General features: G+C 63.6%; 16 protein-coding genes and 1 tRNA gene. 10 read left to right on the plus strand and 7 right to left on the minus strand.

Annotated elements, in window-relative coordinates:
* Positions 1-47 precede the first annotated feature (47 nt).
* The 4 genes from rnr to NDO55_RS00645 all read left to right on the plus strand — a co-directional run bounded on the left by rnr (position 48) and on the right by NDO55_RS00645 (position 3833).
* A complete protein-coding gene (gene rnr, locus NDO55_RS00630) occupies positions 48-2312 on the plus strand; it encodes a ribonuclease R (RefSeq protein ID WP_252111419.1) in 2265 nt (754 codons plus the stop codon).
* Between the two features lie 66 nt (positions 2313-2378).
* Positions 2379-2555 carry a YegP family protein gene (locus NDO55_RS00635; RefSeq protein ID WP_252111421.1) on the plus strand — a complete coding sequence of 59 codons (177 nt, stop codon included), beginning with the start codon at positions 2379-2381 and terminating at the stop codon, positions 2553-2555.
* Between the two features lie 89 nt (positions 2556-2644).
* Entirely contained in the window at positions 2645-3268 is a 624-nt protein-coding gene (locus tag NDO55_RS00640; protein WP_252111423.1) for a hypothetical protein, read from the plus strand.
* Positions 3269-3311: 43 nt separating this feature from the next.
* Entirely contained in the window at positions 3312-3833 is a 522-nt protein-coding gene (locus NDO55_RS00645; protein ID WP_252111425.1) for a peroxiredoxin-like family protein, read from the plus strand.
* Here NDO55_RS00645 and dcd read toward each other — a convergent pair.
* Positions 3830-4384: a dCTP deaminase gene (gene dcd / locus NDO55_RS00650; protein ID WP_252111427.1), complete on the minus strand. Its 555-nt coding sequence runs from the start codon at positions 4382-4384 to the stop codon at positions 3830-3832. The genes NDO55_RS00645 and dcd overlap by 4 nt on opposite strands.
* A gap of 129 nt (positions 4385-4513) precedes the next feature.
* On the opposite strand from dcd, the gene NDO55_RS00655 reads away from it, so the two are divergent.
* A complete protein-coding gene (locus tag NDO55_RS00655; RefSeq protein WP_252111428.1) occupies positions 4514-6007 on the plus strand; it encodes a replicative DNA helicase in 1494 nt (497 codons plus the stop codon).
* Positions 6008-6090: 83 nt separating this feature from the next.
* Positions 6091-8208 carry a prolyl oligopeptidase family serine peptidase gene (locus tag NDO55_RS00660; protein WP_252111430.1) on the plus strand — a complete coding sequence of 706 codons (2118 nt, stop codon included), beginning with the start codon at positions 6091-6093 and terminating at the stop codon, positions 8206-8208.
* 31 nt (positions 8209-8239) lie between these two features.
* Here NDO55_RS00660 and astD read toward each other — a convergent pair whose 3' ends face one another.
* Both astD and NDO55_RS00670 read right to left on the minus strand, forming a co-directional pair.
* Positions 8240-9661, minus strand: a complete 1422-nt coding sequence (gene astD, locus NDO55_RS00665; protein WP_252111432.1) for a succinylglutamate-semialdehyde dehydrogenase — start codon at positions 9659-9661, stop codon at positions 8240-8242.
* Positions 9662-9692: 31 nt separating this feature from the next.
* Entirely contained in the window at positions 9693-11102 is a 1410-nt protein-coding gene (locus tag NDO55_RS00670; RefSeq protein WP_252111435.1) for a protein adenylyltransferase SelO family protein, read from the minus strand.
* 44 nt (positions 11103-11146) lie between these two features.
* Here NDO55_RS00670 and NDO55_RS00675 point away from each other — a divergent pair, with 44 nt between their 5' ends.
* Positions 11147-12016: an alpha/beta fold hydrolase gene (locus NDO55_RS00675; RefSeq protein ID WP_252111437.1), complete on the plus strand. Its 870-nt coding sequence runs from the start codon at positions 11147-11149 to the stop codon at positions 12014-12016.
* Here the strand turns inward: NDO55_RS00675 and NDO55_RS00680 are convergent.
* The 4 genes from NDO55_RS00680 to NDO55_RS00695 form a co-directional block, all read right to left on the minus strand.
* Positions 12013-12600, minus strand: coding sequence for an SCO family protein (locus NDO55_RS00680; protein WP_252111439.1), 588 nt, complete (start codon positions 12598-12600; stop codon positions 12013-12015). The genes NDO55_RS00675 and NDO55_RS00680 overlap by 4 nt on opposite strands.
* Complete coding sequence (locus NDO55_RS00685; protein ID WP_252111441.1) at positions 12597-13046, minus strand: copper chaperone PCu(A)C; 450 nt, start codon at positions 13044-13046, stop codon at positions 12597-12599. Before NDO55_RS00685 ends, NDO55_RS00680 begins: the two co-directional genes overlap by 4 nt.
* A 57-nt stretch (positions 13047-13103) precedes the next feature.
* Entirely contained in the window at positions 13104-14696 is a 1593-nt protein-coding gene (locus NDO55_RS00690) for an alkaline phosphatase D family protein (protein ID WP_252111443.1), read from the minus strand.
* Positions 14697-14788: 92 nt separating this feature from the next.
* Positions 14789-14862 (minus strand) — tRNA-Cys (locus NDO55_RS00695).
* A 148-nt stretch (positions 14863-15010) separates the two neighbouring features.
* On the opposite strand from NDO55_RS00695, the gene NDO55_RS00700 reads away from it, so the two are divergent.
* The 3 genes from NDO55_RS00700 to NDO55_RS00710 are packed head-to-tail and all read left to right on the plus strand — an operon-like array spanning position 15011 to position 17635.
* Positions 15011-15667: a protein-L-isoaspartate O-methyltransferase family protein gene (locus NDO55_RS00700; protein WP_252111445.1), complete on the plus strand. Its 657-nt coding sequence runs from the start codon at positions 15011-15013 to the stop codon at positions 15665-15667.
* 29 nt (positions 15668-15696) lie between these two features.
* Complete coding sequence (locus NDO55_RS00705; RefSeq protein ID WP_252111447.1) at positions 15697-17169, plus strand: TolC family outer membrane protein; 1473 nt, start codon at positions 15697-15699, stop codon at positions 17167-17169.
* A gap of 16 nt (positions 17170-17185) precedes the next feature.
* Positions 17186-17635: a DUF2497 domain-containing protein gene (locus tag NDO55_RS00710; protein ID WP_252111449.1), complete on the plus strand. Its 450-nt coding sequence runs from the start codon at positions 17186-17188 to the stop codon at positions 17633-17635.
* Positions 17636-17678: the final 43 nt, after the last annotated feature.

Below are 17678 nucleotides of genomic sequence, written 5' to 3' on the forward strand. Positions count from 1 at the left end.
CGGGCGGCCCTTTCTTTTTGGGCAAAGCGTCCCCATGTCTTGGGCCAATGGCAAATAATGACAAAAGCAAAGCCAAGCCCCGCCGCAAAACGCCGCAGGGGCTCCCTAGTAAGCAAGACATATTGAAATTCATCGAAGGCTCGGAATCGACCGTCGGCAAGCGAGAGATCGCGAAAGAATTCAAGCTTCGTGGTCCCGACAAGATCGCGCTGAAGGCACTTCTCAAGGATATGGCCGACGAGGGCCTGATCGATCATTCGCCGGGTCGCGCCTTCCACAAGATGGGCGGCGTGCCTCGGGTGACCGTGCTGCGCGTCGTTTCGACCGAGGATGGCGAAGTGTGGGCCGAGCCCGAGGAATGGCATGCCGAGACGCGCAAACCCCGACTTCGCGTCATCGAACGCGGACGCCGCTCCTCGCTGGCGCTTAACGACCGCATCCTTGCCCGTACCGAAGAGCGCGGAAAAGGCCATGTCGCCCATGTGATGAAGAAGCTCGCGCGTTCGGCAGAAATGCTGATGGGCGTGGTGCGCCGCGAAGGCTCGCGCCATTTCCTTGCGCCGATCGACAAGAAGGTCCGGACGGTGTTCGAACTGGTCGATCTGGGCGAAGCGGAAGTGGGCGATCTCGTCCTCGCCGAACCGACCGGCAAGGGCCGGATGAAGAAGGCAAAGGTTGATGCGGTGCTGGGCGATCCTTTCGCTCCTAAGAGCTTCAGCATGATCGCGATCCACAAGTTTGGCATCCGCAACATCTTCCCGGGGGAAGTCGTCAAGGAAGCCGAAAAGGTCGCGAAGCAGGATCTCGGGCAGCGTGAGGACCTGACCCACCTGCCGATCGTCGCCATCGATCCCGAAGATGCGCGCGATCATGACGACGCGATCTGGGCCGAGCCCGACGACGCCGATGACAATCCGGGCGGCTACAAGGCCGTCGTCGCGATTGCCGACGTAAGCTATTATGTACGCCCCGGCAGCGAATTGGACCGCGAGGCGCGCAAGCGTGGCAACAGTGTCTATTTCCCCGATCGCGTCGTGCCGATGCTGCCGGAGGAATTGTCCGCCGGCATCTGTTCCTTGAAGGAAGGTGCCGACCGCGCCGCAATGGTCGCGCATTTGCGGCTCGACAGCGGTGGCAATCTCAAGGATTTCCGCTTCGCCCGCGCCAAGGTGCGGATCGCCGCCAACATTGCCTATGAAGATGCGCAGGCCGCGATCGATGGCGAAAAGGACCGGGTCGACCCCGATATCGTAGGGAGCGCGCTCAAACCGCTGTGGCAATGCTGGGCGGTGCTCAAGGCGGCGCGCGACGGGCGCGAGCCGTTGGAGCTCGACCTGCCCGAACGCCGCGTGCAGCTCGATGAAAAGGGCCGCATCATGTCGGTCGCGCCGCGCGAACGGCTCGACGCGCACCGGCTGGTCGAGGATTTCATGATCATCGCCAACGTGGCGGCGGCCAAGGCGCTGGAGCGCAAGAAGAGCCCGGTCATGTACCGCATCCACGAGACGCCGGATCGCGACAAGCTGGTCACGCTGAAAGACTATCTGGCGACCTTCGACATCCCGTTCGCGCTGGGCCAGGTGGTTCGCCCCAAGACCTTCAACGCCATCCTTGAAAAGCTTGGCGACGATCACGACAATCGCATCGAGATTACCGAGCAGATTCTGCGCAGTCAGATGCAGGCGCGCTACGGGCCCGAACCGCTTGGCCATTTCGGCCTGGCGCTTGGCAGTTATGCGCACTTCACCTCGCCCATCCGCCGCTATGCCGACCTGCTGGTGCACCGCGCATTGGTGAGCGCGTATCGCCTCGGACCGGGTGAGCTTGCCAAGGACGATGCTGCTGATTTCGGCCGCGTCGGCGAGCTTATCTCTTCGCTCGAGCGACGCGCGATGGAGGCCGAGCGCGAAACGGTCGACCGCTATGTCGCCGCCTACCTGTCCGAACAGGTTGGGCAATTGGTCGATGCGCGCATCACCGGCGTCCAGCCGTTCGGTTTCTTCGCCACGGTGAGCGACCTCGGTGGCGACGGGCTGGTGCTCGCCAAGTCGCTGGGCCGCGAATATTTCCGCTATGACGAAAAGCGCCAGTCGTTGATTGGCGACGATAGCGGCGATGAATATCGCTCGGGCATGCGGCTCAAATTGAAGCTGGTCGAGGCCGATCCGGTATCGGGCGCGCTGCGCTTCGAACTGCCCGAGGGCAGCTATGGCGGCGATGCGCATGATGGCCCGCGACGGCGCCAGCGCGATGACCGTCGGACCGGCTCGCGACGGCGAAAGAAGGATCGCGGCGGCAAACGCGGCAAATAAGCCCTGTTGACCGTCGGCCAGCCGACTGACAGGTTGCAGGTCCATTTTCAGCAGGGAGGCCGTTTCATGGCGCACAAATTCTTCATTCGTAAAGACAAGGCCGGCGAGTTCCGCGTGTCGTTCGAATATAATGGCGAAAAGATTTTCTGGACCGAGGGCTACAGCTCGAAGTCGAGCGCCAAGAATGCGATCGAGTCGATCCAGAAGAATGGCCCGGGCGCCGATACGGTCGACGAAAGCTAGAAGCGCTTCCCCGGTTGGTCGAAAAGGGCTGGCCGGAACGACGTGAATAAGGCCTCCTCGTTCCTCATGCAGGAACGGGGAGGTTTTTCATGTGGGCCTTGATCGCGATGCTGGCGCTCCAGGAAGTGCCGTCTGACCTCATCGATGCGGCACTGACCGCGCCGCCGCCGCCACCCGATTTCACCAGCTATGACGTTGCGCCGCCGCGCTGCGACGATGGCGAGGCCAGCGAAGAACAGCGCGCGGCGCTGGCGGCCTATGATTTCCTCATCGGCGATTATGCGGTGACCGGTCATATCTGGCAGGGCTCCGGCTGGTCGCCGCCGAGGCCGGGCGCGCAGCCGTCGCGCTGGAATGGCTATTACGGCCTCGGCGGCACGGCGATCTTCGATGAGTGGTTCACCACCGATCCCGGTACCGACCCCGACACCAATCGCGGCATCAATATCCGTATGGTCAAACCCGATGGCGACTGGGCGATGAGCTGGATTGCTTCGCCCGGCTATGGTGTGCAGTCGCTGACCGCCAGCGAGGGAGAGGATGGCTGGCTGCGCATGGTGCAGGAATATCCCGAACGCCCCGGCTTCGAGGCCGTCTTCGTGCGCATCAACGACAATCGCTGGGGCCGCATCCATATGCAGCCAAACCCCAATGGCGAGGGCGTGACGCCGATCCTGTTGGTGGCGACGCGCTTGCCCTGCGCCAGCACGTAACTTTTCGGGCGCTGGCGCGTATGGGTTGTGAAAGGAAACTCACATGACCCGCCTGATCCCGACCCAGACCGTCCCTGATCTCGACCTGCCATTGATCGATGGCGGACAATTCAGCTTGTCGGGTTCGGGGGCCGACTATCTCACGATCCTGGCCTTTTATCGCGGCAAGCATTGCCCGCTCTGCCGCAACTGGCTGCAGGAACTGAATGGCTTGATGGATGACTATGCGGAGCGCGGCATCAAGGTCGTTGCGGTGACGATGGACGGCCAAGAGCGCGCGCAGGTGTCGCGCGATGAATGGAATATCGACAAGGTTCCGATCGCCTACGGGCTGAGCGAGGGTCAGGCGCGTTCCTATGGCCTCTATATCAGCCACAAGCGCGAAGGGTCTGAGGAGCCGGATCGCTTTGCCGAGCCCGGCATGTTCCTCGTCCATCCCGATCGCACGCTTTACGCGATGACGCTGCAGACAATGCCGTTCACCCGGCCGAGCTTTAAGGAGCTGCTGGGCGCGCTCGATTTCGTGAAGGATAAAGATTACCCGCCGCGCGGGACCGTCGTCTAAAGCTTTGGCAAGGTCACGCCGCGCTGGCCCATATATTTGCCGGCGCGGTCGGCATAGGTGACTTCGGGCCGCTCATTGCCCTGCAGGAACAGGAACTGGCAGGCGCCTTCATTGGCGTAGATCTTGGCGGGCAAGGGCGTCGTGTTGGAAAACTCCAGCGTGACATGGCCCTCCCAGCCGGGCTCCAGCGGGGTCACGTTCACGATGATGCCGCAGCGCGCATAGGTGGATTTGCCGAGGCAGATGACGAGCACGTCCTCGGGGATCCTAAAATATTCGACCGTGCGGGCGAGCGCGAAGCTGTTGGGCGGGATGATGCAGCAATCGGTCTGCTTGTCGACGAAGCTGTTGGCGGCGAAATCCTTGGGATCGACGACGGCGCTGTCGATGTTCGTGAAGATCTTGAACTCGTCGGCGACGCGCGCGTCATAGCCGAAGCTCGACAGGCCGTAGCTGATATTGCCCTCGCGGCGCTGCGCCTCGACGAAGGGTTCGATCATGCCGTGCTGCTGGGACTGCTCGCGAATCCACTTGTCGGAAAGAATGCTCATGCAGCATGTGTGACGCGAAAAGCCGGGCCGCGCAATCGTTCGACTTATCCACATGCGATCCAGAGCTATTTGCGCGCAATGTGAGTTTTCGATCTCGTCAGTCGGGCCGCGATTTGCTACCCCGTGATCATGGCTGAAGTAGTGAAGTTGAGCGAGGGCGGGGGCCCCGACGAACAGAAGAAATTGCCGGCGAACGTCGAGGCGGAAGCGGCGCTGATCGGCGCGCTGATGATCGACAACCGGCTGGTCGAGGACGTGCAGCTGAAGCTGCGCGCCGAACATTTCTTCGAGCCGCTACATGGGCGTATCTACGATGCGATCCTGCGCATGACCGACAAGAATATGGTCGCCAACCCGGTCACGCTGAAACCGATGTTCGAGGGCGACGAGGCGATGAAGGAGGTCGGGGGACCTGCCTATCTCGCCAAGCTGACCGGCTCGGGCGCAAGCGTCATCGGCGCGCGCGACTTCGCGACGCAAATTTACGACCTGGCCTTGCTGCGCGCGCTCGTCGGCGTGGGTCGCGAGATGGTCGAAGGCGCGCTCGACACGTCGGACGATGTCGCGCCGCTGGACCAGGTCGAGCAGGCCGAAACCGCGCTCTATCGCGTCGCCGAAGAGGGCGGGGCGGAAGGCCGCGCCAAGAGCTTCGGCGATGCCTCGAAGGCGGCGATCCTGCAGGCGGAAAAGGCGCTGCAGTCGGGCGGCCATGTATCGGGCCTGACCACCGGTATCGAGGGGATCAACGCCAAGGTCGGCGGTCTTCACAATTCGGACCTCATCATCCTCGCCGGACGTCCCGGCATGGGTAAGTCGTCGCTCGCCATGAACATCGCGTTTGCCACCGCGCAGCGCGGGGCGCAGGACGAGCGCGATGGGATTCCCAAGGAAAAGCGCGTCGGTGCGCCGACCGCCTTCTTCAGCCTGGAAATGTCGGCCGACCAGCTGGCGACGCGTGTGCTGGCCGAACAATCGGGCGTGAGCGCCGAGAATTTGCGCATGGGCAAGATTTCCAAGGCCGAATTCAAGGATTTGGCGCGCGCTTCGGCCGAATTGTCCAACCTGCCGCTTTATATCGACGATACGCCTGCGCTGACGATCGCAGCACTGCGAACGCGCGCGCGTCGTCTCAAGCGGCAAAAGGATATCGGCATGGTCATCGTCGATTACCTCCAGCTGTTGTCCGGCTCGGGCCGGTCTTCGGAATCCAACCGCGTGCAGGAAATCTCGGAGATTTCGCGTGGCCTCAAACAGCTCGCCAAGGAATTGGACGTGCCGGTGATCGCGCTGTCGCAATTGAGCCGTGCGGTCGAACAGCGCGAGGACAAGCGTCCGCTGCTCTCCGATCTTCGCGAATCGGGCTCGATCGAGCAGGACGCGGACATGGTCTGGTTCGTCTATCGCCCGGATTATTATGTCGCGATGCGCCAGCCGAGCGAGGATCATCCCGACTTCGCGATGTGGCAGGAAGAAATGGAGCGGGTCTACGGCACGGCCGAGCTGATCGTCGCCAAACAGCGTCACGGTTCGACCGGCCGCGTGAAGATGCTGTTCGACGCCAAGACGACGCGCTTCTCGGACGCGCCGATCGACGATGCCTTCGCGCCGGAGCGGCGCGGCTAGGCACCGTTCGTCGAATCCGCCCTTGGCGGCGGGCGCTGGCTTTGGCAGCTTCCCATGCAACCAATCAGCGTGGGGAGTCCTTCATGAAAAAATCCATCTTTCTTGCCGCCGCCGCGACGTTCGCGATCGGCAGCCCTGCCATCGCCCAGGAGGTCCAAATCGACGATCCTTTCATCTGGCTCGAGGAAGCGCGCTCGGACGAAGCGCTGGCCTGGGTCGAGGCGGAGAATGAAAAGACCGAAGGCGTCATCTTCACCGACCCGAAATTCGAGGCGTTGAAGAGCGACGCGCTGGCCATCCTGCAGGCCGACGACCGCGTGCCGGGTGTCTCGATCTGGCCGCAGGGCCTGATGAACTTCTGGCAGGACGAAGCCAATCCCAAGGGCATTGTCCGCTTCACCAGCATGGAGAGCTATCGCACCGACAATCCCGAATGGGACGTCGTGCTCGACATCGACCAGCTTGCCGCCGAGGAAGGGCGCGAATGGGTCTATCGCGGCATGAACTGCCTCGGACCCGAGCGGAAACATTGCCTCGTCATTCTGTCCGATGGCGGCAAGGATGCTAACGAAATCCGCGAGTTCGACCTTGAGACGCGCACCTTCGTCGAAGGCGGCTTCTTCTTCGAAGAGAGCCTTGGCGGCGTGCAATGGGTCGATGAAGACACGCTTCTCGTTTCGCGCGACTTTGGCGAAGGCACGATGACCGAGAGCGAATATCCCTTCATCACCAAGGTGCTGAAGCGCGGCCAGACGCTCGACGAAGCGGTCGAAATCTATCGCGGCGAGCCGACCGACGTTTCGGCCGGCGCCAGTGTCGTGCGCGATGGCGACTATGTCATCCACGGACGGCTCGCCTCGCGCGGCCTCAACTTCCACGAGCGCGAATATTATTGGGAGAAGGATGGCGAGTGGGTGAAGCTCGACATTCCCACCAAGGTCTCGCCCTCGGGCATCGTCGACGGGCGCATGCTGATGAGCCTGCGCGAGGAGTGGACTACAAGCGGGGTCACCTATCCAGCGGATTCGCTGCTCTCAGCCGATCTCGACGCGTTCAAAGCCGATCCCAACGGCGTGACCTGGGAGCCGGTCTGGACACCGGGCGAGCGCCAGACGCGGCGCGGCTTCAACACGTCGGGCGGGTCGATGTACCTGGGCGTGCTCGATAATGTCCGCGGCCGGGTCTTCAAATATAATTATGTCGACGGGGAGTGGGTGACGAGCCTCGTCCCGCTGCCCGACAATGCGACCTTGTCGATCGGCTCGGCGGCGGACGATACGGACGAGATCCTGCTTTATTCGACCGACTTCCTGACGCCCAGCACCACCTATTTCTTCAATGGCGAGACGGGCGATCTCGAGGTGCTCAAGCAGAGCCCGGCGCGCTTCGATGGCTCCGATTTCGTGATCGAACAGCGCGAGGTCGCGTCGGCGGACGGCGTGATGATCCCCTATTTCGTGGTGCGCCATAAGGACACCGTGATGGACGGCTCAACGCCGACCTTGCTCGGAGGCTATGGCGGCTTCCAGGTGAGCCGCGTGCCTTCCTATCTCGGCACCACCGGCAAGCTGTGGCTCGAAAATGGCGGCGCCTATGTGCTCGGAAACATGCGCGGTGGCGGCGAGTTCGGGCCGGAATGGCACCAGACCGCGATCCGCGAGAACAAGCAGCGCACGTGGGACGATTTCATCGCCATCGCACAGGACCTTGTCGATACCGGCCTCACGTCGCCGGAGCATCTCGGCATCGAGGGCGGGAGCCAGGGTGGCCTGCTGGTCGGCACTGCGTTCACGCAGCGGCCCGATTTGTTCAACGCGGCGATCGTGGCGATCCCGCTATTCGACATGCTGCGCTATCACGAGATCGGCCGCGGCGCCTCGTGGATCGGCGAATATGGCGATCCGCGTATTCCCGAACAGCGCGCATGGATCCAATCCTATTCGCCCTACCAGAAGCTGGTGCCGGGAGCCGAATTCCCCAAGGTGCTCTACGTCACCTCGACCGCGGATGACCGCACCCATCCGAGCCATGGCCGCAAGGCTGCGGCGCGCATGGCGGCGAACGGCCAGCCTTATTATTACTATGAGGACATGGTCGGCGGCCATTCGGGCGGCAACGATCCCGAACAGCAGGCCAAACTGTTGGCGCTGCGCTACACCTACCTGATGCAGCAGCTGATGGACGAGGATAGCGGCGAGTAGAGATTGATGGGGCGGTGCTTGGGCGCCGCCCCTAATCCTCCAGCATCACCGGGTCGCGAAGGCCTTGGCCGATCGTCGCGCGGCAGAGTTCTGCCTCGACACTGGTCACCGGATAGGCGCAATAATCGGCGGCGTAGAAGGCGCTGGGGCGGTGGTTGCCCGAAATGCCGATGCCGCCGAAGGGCGCGGTCGAGGGCGCACCATTGGTGGGCTTGTTCCAGTTGATGACGCCGGCGCGCGCATTGGCCCAGAAGAAGTCGTACTTCTGCGGGTCCTTGGTGAGGATGCTGGCGGCCAGCCCGAAACGCGTATTGTTCGCCTCGCGCACTGCATTTTCGAAGCTGTCGACGCGGATGAGCTGCAGGACGGGGCCGAAAATTTCCTCGTCGAGCCGTTCGGTCGCATCGGTCATGTCGACGATGGCCGGGGTCAGCATCGGCAGATTTTCGTCCGGGCGATGCATCTGGCGCAGCGGCTTGCCGCCCTTGGCGAGCAATTCGAGATAGCGATCCTGCACATGGTCGGCGGCATCATTGTCGATGACCGGCCCCATGAAGGGTTCGGGCTTGGCGAAGGGCTCGTCGACAATGATCCGGTCGGTCAGTTTGAAGACCTCGCCCATCAGCGCCTCGTGATCATCCTCGGGCACGATCAGGCGGCGCGCGCAGGTGCAGCGCTGGCCCGCCGAGAGGAAGGCCGATTGGACGATGATTGCGGCCGCGGCCTGCAGGTCCTTCACGTCCCAGGCGACCAGCGGATTGTTGCCGCCAGCTTCGATGGCGAGGATCTTGTGCGGTTTGTCCGCGAAGGCGCGATGGATGAAGCGGCCGGCGCGGGCGGAGCCGGTGAAGAGCAGGCCATCGATGCCGTCATTCTCAGCCAGCGCCTTGCCAACATCGGGGCCGCCCTGGACGCAGCGCACGACACCTGCCGGGATGCCCGCTTCGTGGAAGCAATCGACCAGCAGTTCGCCGACGGCGGGCGTTTTTTCGGACGGTTTGAAAACGATGGCATTGCCCGCCAGCAGCGCCGGGACGATGTGTCCGTTGGGCAGGTGGGCAGGGAAATTGTAGGGGCCGAGCACGCCCATTACGCCATGCGGCTTGTGACGGACCGCAACCTTGTTGCCCATCGCGGCTTCGGCGCGGCGGTTGGGCGTGCGCTCGGAAAAGGCGGTGACCGAGATGTCGACCTTGCCGATGACGGCGCCGACTTCGGTGCGGGCCTCCCAATGCGGCTTGCCGGTCTCCTTGGAAATGAGCTCGGCCATTTCGTCTTCGCGGGCGCGCACGACATTGGCGAAGCGGCGCAGCGCCTCGGCGCGCTGGGTGAAGCTCTGGCTCGCCCAGTCGGGCCAGGCCTTGCGGGCAATGGCGATTTCGGCTGCGGGATCGCCCGCTTCGCCGGTCCAGATTTCCTCGCCGCTAGCGGGCGCAAAGCTTTTCAAACTCATGGCGGTTGGCTCGCAGGTGCGAACCGCCGGGTCAAGCGTCTTGGTCGGCGGCTGTCCCGTCCTGCATCGCTTCGCCCATGCGCCGGATGGCGGCGACCTTGGCCTCGACGGGTGCCCAATCATCCTTGTCGGCAATTGCGTCCCAGCGGGCTTCCAACTCCTCGATATGCATCGAGCAGGGCGCCTCGTCCGACCAATATTCGTGGCTGCGGGCATCGGGATTGGTGCGCTCCGCGAGCAGATCGGCGAGGGCGCGCCATTCGGAGGATGCATAGGCCTCCCCGCCAGGATCGATCCCGCCGCGCCAGTCGAAGAAGAAGCGGTCGATCTTCACGCTTTGCTGCGCGAGCGCCATGACCATCGCGCGAACAATGTCGCCATCGGCCTTCGCGTTGACCTTGGTGATACCCAGACGTTTCAGCATGGCCTCGATCAAGGCGGCATCGAAACGTTCGACCCAATCGGCGAGAATGGGGTTGAGGCGGTCCTCGCTCGCGAGCAGCGAGAGGCAGCCGCCGAGCTGCGCGAAATCCCAATGGATCGCTTCGGGCTGGCGGCCGAAACTGTAGAGGCCTTCGCTGTCGAAGTAGGCGGCGGTGAAGGTCTCGTCCCAAAACGGCGTGAAGCGCCACGGGCCATAGTCGAAGCTCTCGCCGCTAATGGCGATATTGTCGCTGTTGAGAACGCCGTGGACGAAGCCCGCCGCCATGTAGGAGGCGGCGAGGCGTGCGGTGGCGGTGCCGACCAGATCGAACAGGCGAACCGCATCTTCGACAGCGTCGCCCGAGGCATTCTCGCCGTAGAGATTGAGCAGGCAGTAGGCGACAAGCCGCTCGATCGCTTCATGGTCGCGTTCGAAGGCGTAGCGCTGGAATGTGCCGATGCGGATATGGCCGTGCCCGAGCCGAGTGAGGACCGACGAGCGGGTCGGCGAGGGCTCATCCGAGCGCCACAGGGATTCGCCGGTCTCGACGAGCGCGAAGGTCTTGGAGGTGTAGACGCCCAATGCCTCGAGCATCTCGGTGGCGAGGACTTCTCTGGATCCACCTTTGAGCGTCAGACGGCCATCGCCCTGGCGGCTATAGGGTGTTTGGCCCGAGCCCTTGGTGCCGAGGTCGAGCAGGCGATCCTCACCATCGCGCATCTGGGCAAAGAGAAAGCCGCGACCATCACCGATATCGGGGTTGTAGTGGCGGAACTGGTGGCCGTGATAGCGCAGCGCCAGCGGCGCCTTGAGATTGTCGGGCAGCGGCGAAAAGCGGCCGAAATGGTCGGTCCACCATTGTTCGTCCTTACCGCCGAGCCCGATTTTCTCGGCCGAGCGTTCGTTGGCGAAACGCAGCTTCGTCTCGGGAAAGTCGGCCGGTTCGACCGTGTCGTAAAACTGGTCGCCCAATGCCAAAATGGCCGGATCGGGACGATAGGGTTGGTTTTCCGCCATGTCTTAGGCGATAGAGGAACCGCACCGCAGGGGAAAGCGCCAGCATGGCAGAGTATAAGTCGCGATATTGGAATAGCCCCGAGGGGCTCAAGCTGCACTATCGCGATTATGACGGGCCGCGCGACGGGCCGCCTTTGCTGTGCCTGCACGGGCTGACGCGCAACGCCGCCGATTTCGATCCGGTCGCCGAGGCTTTTGCGGGCCAGCACCGGATGTTGTCGGTCGATTTTCGCGGCCGCGGCCTGTCGGAGCATGATCCCGACCCGTCGCGCTACAAGCCCGAAATCTACGTCCAGGACCTGATCAAGTTTCTCGACCAGCTGGGTATTGCCGACGCGATCTTCGTCGGCACGTCGCTCGGCGGGATCGTGACCATGTTGATGGCCGCGATCGAACCCGAGCGGATTGCCGGGGCGCTGCTCAACGATATCGGGCCCGAGCTGATCGAGGACGGGATCGACCGCATCCGCACCTATGTCGGCGATGGGCTGGAATTCGACGATTACGCCCACGCCGCGCGCGAGCTGAAGGCCGGCATGGCGGGCATTTATCCCAATTGGTCGGAAGCCGAATTCGAACGCTTTGCGCGGCGGTTGCTGAAGGAAGATGGCGGGCGGGTGCGCTCCAATTACGATCTGCGCATCGCCGAAAATGTCGTCGCGGGTGCCGAAGAGGAACCGATGGATGCCTGGCACCTGCTCGAAGGATTGAAGCGCAAGCCTGTCACGATCCTGCGCGGCGCGCTGAGCGACCTGTTCGCGCCAGGGACGGCGGAACGGATGATGCGCGAACTGCCCGATGCCGAGCTCGTCACCGTGCCCGATGTCGGCCATGCGCCGAGCTTCGATGAACCCGAATCGATCGAGGCCTTGCGTCGCCTGATCGCGCGCATCCCCGACGAACGCTTCGACTAGAGCGCGATACGCTCCAGCTTCTGGAGCGCGATTTCCTCGGGCTCCTCGGGGCTGATCGTCGAGACGAACTTGCCGCCCTCGTCGACGAGGAAGACGCTGGCCGTGTGATTGACATTGTAGTTGCCCGGCGCAGTCTCGCCGTCCCGGATCGCAGCGACGCCATATTGGCGCATCACCTGCTCGATCTGCTCCGAGCTGCCGGTAAGGCCGATGATCGGCGTCGAAAAGAGGTCGGCATAGCGGCCGACTTCTTCGGGGCCGTCACGCTCGGGGTCGACGGTGATGAAGACGATGTCGAACGCCTCCGCGCCGCCTACCTGGTCACGCAGGCGTACGAGCGTGGACAGGGTCGTCGGGCAGACGTCGGGGCAATTGGTGAAGCCGAAGAAGATGGCGTGCGGACGACCGTCCAACACGCTGCTGGAGAAGAGTTCGCCATCGCTGCCGACCAATGTGAAGGGGCCACCGAATTCAACCATGTCGCTGGTGGGCGTTTCGCGATCCTGGGTCAGGAAAAACACCCCGACGCCAATGAGGAGCGCGGCAATTGCGGCCCACAGGACGATGCGAATGCGGGACATCATCGTGCGCTGGCCTCTACCACCGCGACATCGACGACCTGCTGCGCACCGGTGCCGTACCAGAGAGTGAGCTTGAAGGTGCTGCCGGCCTCGAGCGGGGCCTTGAGCCCTTCGAGCATGATGTGCGTCCCGCCGGGTTCGAGCGTGATACGGCTGTTGCCCGCGATCTCCAGCGTATCGATCGGCGACATGCTGGCCATCCCATTGTCGAAGGTGGTTTCGTGGATGCTGGCGCCCTCGCTGGCGCCCGAGGTGACGCGCAGGACCTCGACGTCGCAATCGCCATTGTTGGCGATAGTCATGTAGACCGCGCCCATCGGCTGGCCTTCGGCGGTGGCGCGGGCCCAGGCCTCGCCCGGTGTTGGCAAGGCGGTGTCGCAATAGGCATCGCTGTCCATGCAGGCGGACAGGCCCAGGGCGGCGAGAGCGAGAAGAGCAATCCTGATCATGGCGGCGCGACTAGCAGCAAGCCGCGCGCGCCTCAATCGGCCAAATGACCATATCGATCAGGCGCGCTGGACCCCCGGGCTGCCCGGCGCGACCGCGAAGCTGGCGGCGGTGGAGATGGGCGCGCCGCGCTCGGACACTTTTTCGACGACGCGGTGATGGGTGGTCCATTGGTCGCGGGTGACGTCGCAGATGGCGTAGCCGCGCTGGTAATTGTTGTAGACGAGTTGCGGGTTGGCAGCCTGTATCTCGCGCATGTCGGCGCGTTGGAGTTCGCCATCGCCGCCCGACGTGATCGAGGTGGTGACGAACTCGGTGGCGATCGGGCTGCCGGCGCGGTCGGTGCCGTCCTCGTAGAGATTGCCGGCGAAATGCTGATGCTCGTCGCCGGTCAATACGATGGTGCTGTCATGGCCGCGGCGCGACAATTCTTCGAGTAGCCGCGCCCGCGGGACCTGATAGCCGCCCCAGCTGTCAGGATTGACCTGCAGCCCTTCCTGGTCGGGCATGCGGTCGAGGTCCATCATCATGATCTGCTGCGCGAGCACCTGCCAGGTCGCCTCGGAGCGGCCCATATTGCCGAGCAGCCAGTCAAGCTGTCGCTGGCCGAGCACGTCGGCATCGCGGCTGCGCACATCGTCGCAATCGGCGCCCCAGCTGTCGTTGCAGGGCTGGTCGCTCCTGAACTGGCGGGTATCGAGCAGGTTGATGTCGGCCAAGTTACCCCACGGCATGTGGCGATAGATCTGCATCGAGGCGCCGACCGGGAGCGAGGCGGCACGCAGCGGCATATGCTCGTAATAGGCCTGCATTGCCATTTGCTGGCGGAGGCGGAAGAGTTCGGGCGGAGTGCCGTCCTGATCGAGATGGCTGACCCAATTATTGTCGATCTCGTGATCGTCCCAGACGGTCAGCCACGGCGCGGCGGCGTGGGCGCGCTGGAGGTCGATATCCATTTTGTACTGGGCATAACGGCGCCGATAGTCGCCGATCGATTGCACTTCGCCCTCGAAATGGCGGCGGACGCTGGCGACGGGGCCGGCCCAATGGCGCACCGGCGCGTCGCGATATTCGTAGATATAATCGCCATAGCAATAGACGAAGTCGGGATTTTCTTCGGCGAGGTGGCGGTAGGCGGTGTAATAGCCTTCCTCGTAATTCTGGCAGCCGGCGACGGCGAAGCGGAGCCGGTCGACGCTCGCGCCGATGGCCGGGGTGGTGCGGGCACGGCCGCGATAGGTGCGCTCATCGCCTGAGGTGAAGCGGTAATAATAATCGCGGTCGGCATCGAGGCCGCTCAATTCGACATGGACGCTATGGCCGAGCTCGGGGCGAGCAAGCGTCATGCCCTTGCGCACGACATCGCGAAAACCGCGATCGGTGGCGACCTCATAGCCGACCTCGACCGCCGCCATGGGCATCCCATAGTCGAGCGCGAACGGATCGGGCGCAAGGCGCGTCCAGATGACGAAACCGTCGGGCGAGGGGTCGCCCGAGGCGATGCCCAGCGTGAAGGGATATTGGCGGAAGACCGGCTTGGCGAGGATGCGCGACGGGCTGGCGATGGCGAGACCGGCAATTGCCGCCACCCCGAAGCTCTTGAGCGCATGGCGGCGCGACAGTTCGAGCCGGAATGCCTGTTTCTTGTCCATCACATCTAATCCCCATCACACGCCGTCCACGTCGTCACGACAGCTACCGAAGCGCTGTTACCGACAAAAGACGGGCTTTTTGAGAGGGAAAATGGAGGTCCGAGCCGGAATCGAACCGGCGTACACGGATTTGCAGTCCGCTGCGTCACCACTCCGCCATCGGACCTCGCGACATGGTGAGCGCGCCGTTTGCAGCTTTCGCCATCGACTTGTCAACGCCAACTTTCGACGAAAAGCAGTAGCTTGTCCTTGGCCTATCGCGCCTCAGGCATTAGAGAGCAGGAAAGACTAAGCTGTATTAGGGTGATCACACAGTGAGCGACGTCATGACCAAGACCGACGAAAGCGAGACCTTTTCGCGCGCACGCCGCGCCATGATCGACAGTCAGTTGCGCCCCTCGGGCGTCAATGACGGGCAGCTCATTGCCGCCATCGATGCGGTCGGTCGCGAAGCCTTCCTGCCCGAAGCACGCCGCGCCGTCGCCTATCGCGATCGCAGCCTCGATCTAAGCGAAGGTCGATTCGCCATGGCGCCGACGCCCTTGTTCAAGCTGGTCGACCGCCTTGCCCCGCAGGCGGGCGAGAAGATCCTCGTTGCCGGTCCGCTTGCCGCCTATGCCGGCGCAGTGCTGGCCCGGCTGGGTGTCGACGTCGTCGCGCTCGACAGCGCGGCTGCGACCGGCCCGGACATGGAGCGGATGGCGATTGCCACCGGGCCGCTCGACAAGGGCGTTGCCGACGAAGCGCCGTTCGATGCCATCCTGATCGTGGGAGCGATCGAACAGCTTTCCGAAGAACTGACGGGCCAGCTTGCCGAAAAGGGGCGTGTCGCAGCGGCCATCCTCAGCGATGGTGTGACGCGACTGGCGATCGGACGTCGGTCGGGCGAGGGCGTGGCCTTCCGCACCTTTGCGGATGCTCAGGTCGCGCCGTTGGGAGAATTCGCCAAGGTGCGCGGGTTCCAATTCTAGATTTTTTCGGCTCGAGGGGAGGCGATAACATGCGGTTGAGTTACGCAATCCTTGGGGCAGCGACATGCCTGGCCGGCGCGGTGCCTGCTTACGCGCAGGAACAGAACGGCGAGGTGGATACGCTCACCGAAGCCCTGGTCGAGGCCTATTGGACCAACCCTACGCTGACGGCGCAGCGCGAATCGCTGGGTATCAATGATGCCGCTGTGGCGATTGCCCGTGCGGGCGGTCGTCCGACGCTGAGCGCGACGGTCGGTGTCGATCGCGATTTGACGCGGCAGGGCAGCCTCGATTTTGGCGGCAGCCTTGATCCGAGCCTTGGCGCTACCGCCAACCTTACCATTCCCGTCTATCGTGGCGGTGCCGTGAAAAATGACGTTCGCGCCGCGCAGGTGCGGGTCGAATCCGCTCGCGCAACGCTGCGAGCCGTCGAGGGCGATGTCTTCGTGCTCGCGGTCAGCGCTTATATGGATGTGATCCTCAACCGCGCGATCGTCGAATTGAACCGCAATCAGGTGCGCGTGCTGGATACCAACTTCCAGGCTTCGCAGGACCGTTTCGAGATTGGCGACCTGACGCGGACCGACGTCGCGCAGAGCCAAGCCCGCCTGCAGCTTGCCGCCTCGCGGCTTGCCGCTGCGGAGGGCCGCTTGGCCGGTGCCGTCGAGACCTATCGCGAAGTCATTGGCGTGATGCCGGGCGAGCTGGCCTCGCCGCCGCCGCTGCCGCCGCTGCCGGAAACCGCCGACGAAGCGGTGCGCATCGCGCTGGTCGACAATCCCGATTTGCTTGCAGCCGATCTCAATACCCGCGCTGCCGCCTATGACGTGCGCGTCGCGCGGGCCAGCCGGACGCCGACCCTTTCGGTCGTCGGCACCGGGCAATATGTGAATGCGCTCGGCAATGCCGGGGTCGATGGCACGGGCAGTGCGCTGCCCAATAGCGGGTCGGTGACCAGCATTGGCATCTCTTCGCGCGTGCCGATCTACCAGGGTGGGCTGCCCTCGGCGCGCATCGCGCAGGCGCGGGCACGCGAAGGCCAGACGCTGGAGCAGCGTGTCGGCACCGAGCGTGCGGTGGTTGCCGATGTGCGCACCGCCTTTGCCAATTACGAAGCGGCCCTGTTGTCGATCGAGGCCAATATCGTTGCGGTCGAAGCCAACGAGCTTGCACTCGAAGGGGCGCGCCTCGAAAATTCGATCGGTTCGCGCTCGGTGCTGTTCGTGCTCGATGCCGAGCAGGAATTGCTCAATGCGCAGGTCGATCTCGTGACCGCGCGCCGTGATGCCTATGTGGCAGGCTTCCGCCTGCTCAATGCGATGGGGCAGGCCGAGGCCGAGGATCTCAACCTCGACGGCGGCGCGCTTTACGATCCGCTCGGCAATTACCGCCGCGTGGCGCAGCGCTGGAACGACTGGGCGGGCAATCCGCGCTCCGAAGTCGACGCGACCAGCACCGTCACCGACGCGGAACGTCCTCAAGGCGTGACAGACGCGCAATAATCCCTATTAAGGCGGTATGGCTGGCCCGAACGAGCCCTCGATGGAAGACATTCTCGCCTCGATCAAGAAAGTGATCGCGGAGGACGGGATCGATGCGCCTGCGCGCCCTGTGGTCGAGGACAAGGCCGAAGAACAGACCGCCGAGGCGGCCAATGAGGACGTGCTCGACCTCGACGAGAGCATGGCCGATCCCGAAGATGGTGCGGGGCATGACCCCGAAACGCCGCCGGCCAAGGTCGCAAGCCTGATGGCCGAGGAAGCGACCTCGGGCGCACGCTCCAGCCTCGAACAGCTTGCCTCGATCGCGCGCGATGCGCCCGAGCAGGCCGCGGCCAACCCGCTCGAGGACCTTGTTCGTGAAATGCTGCGCCCGATGCTCAAGCAGTGGCTCGACGAGCGCCTGCCCGGCATCGTCGACGAGCATGTGCGCGCCGAAATCAAGCGGATCACCGGACGTAAGCTTTAGCGCAGCGGCGCAAATGACAGCACGCAAGCTCTAAGCGGTTTTG

Origin of the sequence: Sphingomicrobium sediminis (assembly GCF_023805295.1) — a bacterium.
GTDB classification, from domain to species: domain Bacteria; phylum Pseudomonadota; class Alphaproteobacteria; order Sphingomonadales; family Sphingomonadaceae; genus Sphingomicrobium; species Sphingomicrobium sediminis.

Coding starts and splice junctions, on each gene's coding strand:
- rnr (WP_252111419.1), top strand. CDS start 48: ATGGCAAATAATGACAAAAGCAAAGCCAAGCCCCGCCGCAAAACGCCG.
- NDO55_RS00635 (WP_252111421.1), top strand. CDS start 2,379: ATGGCGCACAAATTCTTCATTCGTAAAGACAAGGCCGGCGAGTTCCGC.
- NDO55_RS00640 (WP_252111423.1), top strand. CDS start 2,645: ATGTGGGCCTTGATCGCGATGCTGGCGCTCCAGGAAGTGCCGTCTGAC.
- NDO55_RS00645 (WP_252111425.1), top strand. CDS start 3,312: ATGACCCGCCTGATCCCGACCCAGACCGTCCCTGATCTCGACCTGCCA.
- dcd (WP_252111427.1), bottom strand. CDS start 4,384: ATGAGCATTCTTTCCGACAAGTGGATTCGCGAGCAGTCCCAGCAGCAC.
- NDO55_RS00655 (WP_252111428.1), top strand. CDS start 4,514: ATGGCTGAAGTAGTGAAGTTGAGCGAGGGCGGGGGCCCCGACGAACAG.
- NDO55_RS00660 (WP_252111430.1), top strand. CDS start 6,091: ATGAAAAAATCCATCTTTCTTGCCGCCGCCGCGACGTTCGCGATCGGC.
- astD (WP_252111432.1), bottom strand. CDS start 9,661: ATGAGTTTGAAAAGCTTTGCGCCCGCTAGCGGCGAGGAAATCTGGACC.
- NDO55_RS00670 (WP_252111435.1), bottom strand. CDS start 11,102: ATGGCGGAAAACCAACCCTATCGTCCCGATCCGGCCATTTTGGCATTG.
- NDO55_RS00675 (WP_252111437.1), top strand. CDS start 11,147: ATGGCAGAGTATAAGTCGCGATATTGGAATAGCCCCGAGGGGCTCAAG.
- NDO55_RS00680 (WP_252111439.1), bottom strand. CDS start 12,600: ATGATGTCCCGCATTCGCATCGTCCTGTGGGCCGCAATTGCCGCGCTC.
- NDO55_RS00685 (WP_252111441.1), bottom strand. CDS start 13,046: ATGATCAGGATTGCTCTTCTCGCTCTCGCCGCCCTGGGCCTGTCCGCC.
- NDO55_RS00690 (WP_252111443.1), bottom strand. CDS start 14,696: ATGGACAAGAAACAGGCATTCCGGCTCGAACTGTCGCGCCGCCATGCG.
- NDO55_RS00705 (WP_252111447.1), top strand. CDS start 15,697: ATGCGGTTGAGTTACGCAATCCTTGGGGCAGCGACATGCCTGGCCGGC.
- NDO55_RS00710 (WP_252111449.1), top strand. CDS start 17,186: ATGGCTGGCCCGAACGAGCCCTCGATGGAAGACATTCTCGCCTCGATC.